Annotated in this window: 2 protein-coding genes; one reads left to right on the plus strand and one right to left on the minus strand. The window is 72.6% G+C overall.

The window, feature by feature from the left end:
- On the minus strand, positions 1-2431 hold a 2431-nt coding region (locus RIF68_RS32035), incomplete at its 3' end, for an RICIN domain-containing protein (RefSeq protein WP_309054773.1).
- Positions 2432-2887: 456 nt separating this feature from the next.
- On the opposite strand from RIF68_RS32035, the gene RIF68_RS32040 reads away from it, so the two are divergent.
- A partial coding sequence (locus tag RIF68_RS32040; protein WP_375165765.1) for a homogentisate 1,2-dioxygenase occupies positions 2888-3279 on the plus strand: 392 nt, incomplete at its 3' end.

Raw genomic sequence — 3279 nt, forward strand, 5'->3', positions numbered from 1 at the left:
CGGAGGCGGCGTCGGCGTGGGCGTCGGCGGCCTCCGCCGCCTCCCGGGACGCCTGGGCGTTCTCGTCCGACTCGTGCGCCTGGGCGAAGGCTTCCTTGGCGTCGGCCTTGGCGCGGGCGGCGTCGGCCTTCTGCTCGGCGGCCCAGGCGTCGTCCCGCAGGTCGCGGGCCTTGTCCTTGGCCTTGACCGCGGCGTTCTTCTTCTCGACCGCGGTGCCTTCGGCGGTCTCGGCGAGCTTGCGGGCGTCCTGCGCCTTCACCGCCTCCGCCTCGGCGTTCTTGCGGTGCTGTGCCGCCTCGCCCTGTTTGGCGACGGCGATCAGCTTCTCCTTCTCGGCGGTCTTCTCCTCCGCCTCGGCGGAGAGCCTGCGGGCACGGGCGTCGGCGGCGGCCGCCTTGGCGGTCGCCTCCGCCTGTACGGCGACGGCGAGCTTGGCCTCGGCGGTCTCCTTCTCCTTCTTGGCGGTGTCGCGCTGGAATTTGGCTCCGTCCGCGGCGGCCTTGGCCTGCCACTCGGCGGCGCGGGCCGCCTCCTTGCGGAACTCGGCTTTCGACAGGGAGGCCTGGGCGAGCGCGCGCTGCGCGATCGTGTCGCTGTCCGCGGCGGCGGCGCGGGTGGCGGCCTCGGCGGTCTCACCGGCCTTCACCATCGCGTCGAGCGCGGCGGCGACACCCTTGGTGACCTGGTCCTTCTGGAGACCCACCAACAGGCCTCGGCCGCGCGGCGCGCCGTTCTTGTCGGCGATGGCGTAGGCGGCCTGCATGGCGGTGTCGGAGGTGGCGACGGCCACCTTGGCCGCCGCGGCCTGCTGCTTGATGACCGCGAGCTGCGCCTTGGCTCCCGCCCGGGCGTCCGCGACGCCCTTCGCCGCCTGGTCGAAGTGGGCCTTGGGCTGCACCTCGCCGTTGTGGCCGGACGGCTTGATGGTGAACTGCTGGGAGGCGGCGGTGGCGCAGTTGGCGAGCAGCGCGTCCTTGCCGACGTCGTACGTGGCGAAGTTCAGGCATTTGCCGGAGCCGACGCCCCTGAGCTGCGTGGTGGCGCGGGGGGTGTACTCCCAGGTCTGGGCCTGCGAGCCGCTGTTGCAGGTGTGGATCTGGATCTTCGTGCCGACGGCCGAGCCGTTGCCGGCGACGTCGAGGCACTTCATGGACTTGACGTTGCGCAGATGCAGACCGAGGTCGTCACCCTCCATCTGCCACTGCTGCGCGGACGTGCCGTTGCAGGTGTAGGCCTGGACGGGGGTGCCGTTGGCCGTCCCACCACCCTGGACCTCCAGGCACTTGCCCGTGGCGCCCTTCAGCTGGATCGTCGACGGGACGTCGCCGATCCAGCCGACGCCGCCCGCGGACCAGTAGTCCTGCCAGCGGGTGAGGTGGTCGGCGACCCAGGAGTGGCCGAGCATCTGGCCGAGCGCCCGGGCGCCGGTCGCGAGCGCCTTGGTGGCGTTCTCACTCGCGTCCACGACCTGGTTGCGCTGGACGGCCTGGGAGGCGATCTCCTGCTGCCATTCGGCCGCGGCGGTGCCGGCGACGGGACCCATGACCTTGTTCGGGTCGATCGGGTCGCGCCAGGTGCAGGTGGAGAACCGTGCCTTCAGGTCCTCCACCGCGATGCGGTACTCGGGGCTGCCGGGGACCGGGCCGGTGCGGGGGAAGCCGCCGTTGGCGAGGAAGAGCCGGGCGTTGTCCGCGCCGGTGGGCTCGAAGGTGTTGCCCTTGAGCCACGTGAAGCCCTCGTTCTCGGCGACGTCCCGGGTCCAGTCCGTGCTCGTCGTGGAGTCCGGGTCCTTGCCGTAGAGGGGGGTGCCCAGGTCGATGACGGCCTTGCGGGTCTTCGCGTCGGCCGGCGGGGTCGGGTCCTCGTACGGGTCGCCCTCGCTCTTCCAGAACCGGTCCGCGATCCACCTGGTCAGGCCGGTCTGGCTGTGGAAGTCCTCGCCCTCCCGGGTGCCGGGCGGCCAGTGGAAGGTCGCGTCGTTGATGCCGGCGACGGTGCTCAGCCCGGCGAGGGGCTTCTCCCAGCTCTCGCGGAGGGCGAAGATGCCCGCCAGTTCCTTGTCGGCGGCGGCCTGGTCCTTCTCGTACGCCGTGCTGAGCGGCGTCTTCTCCCAGTACTCGGGGTTCGCGGCCGTGTGGAGGCCCTCGGGCGGCAGGTCGAGACCGCCCTGGGCGACGCCGGTCATGGCCGGGCCGCCCATGCGCAGCACCTCGGCCATCAGGCACTGGTCCTGCCGCAGTTGCTCGGCGGCGGTCTCCTCGTACCAGTCGAAGTCGTTGCCGACGGAGGCCATACGGGGGCCGGTGCCCGGCAGGCCGGGCTGGACGGCCAGACCGCCGAGGACGGCGAGTCCGACCACGGAGGTCGTGAGCGGGGTCAGGACCGCGGAGAACCGCGATCCCGATATGAACGTTCTTGGTCTGGAACGCAAGGGTCGTCCTTCGTACGGAACGAGGGCGTCGGGGGTGCCCGTCAGGAGCGAGGGCGGAGCCGTACGGAATACGCGGAAGCGCCGTACCCAGGCAGGCACGCCACCGTGCCGACCTGCGATGCGGGCGCGGTGAGCCGGTGTCGTGGCACGACGAAGCCATCCCTCCCCGTGGCGGCACTGTTCCCCCGGCCGCCGGTGATGTGCGCCGCGGCGGAGTGGTCAGGTTCCGCCCGGCGTGCGGGGATCACCATAGCCACAGGCCGAGCCCGATGTTCAAGGGAGTTACCGCCGGTTCCGCCGTCCGGGCGCCGCTCCGCACCGCGCCCGCACGTCCCGGACGCACCCCGACCGCCCTCGGCCTCGCGCCGGGGCCACCGGGTCACCGTTGACGGGAGCCGCGCGGAATCCTACGGTCGTGCATAGGATTCCCTTGTGGGCTCAGGACAGGAGCGGTCGATGACGACGGAGCAGGCCAGGAAGACGGCCGAGGCGCTCACCTACAGCACCGGGTTCGGCAACGAGCACAGCTCGGAGGCGGTCCCCGGCGCGCTGCCGGAAGGGCGCAACTCGCCGCAGCGCGCCCCCCTCGGCCTCTACGCCGAGCAGCTCAGCGGCAGCGCCTTCACCGAGCCGCGCGCCCACAACCGCCGGTCCTGGCTGTACCGGATCCGCCCCTCGGCGGCCCATCCGCCGTTCACCCGGACCGACAACGGCGCGCTGCGCGGCGCGCCCTTCACCGAGACCGTGCCCGACCCGAACCGGCTGCGCTGGGACCCGCTGCCCGCGCCGGCGCCGGGGACGGACTGGCTGGCCGGCCTGTGGACCCTCGGCGGCAACGGCGACGTGAC

The sequence above is a fragment of the Streptomyces sp. genome (genome assembly GCF_031178505.1).
Taxonomy (GTDB): Bacteria; Actinomycetota; Actinomycetes; order Streptomycetales; family Streptomycetaceae; genus Streptomyces; species Streptomyces gulbargensis.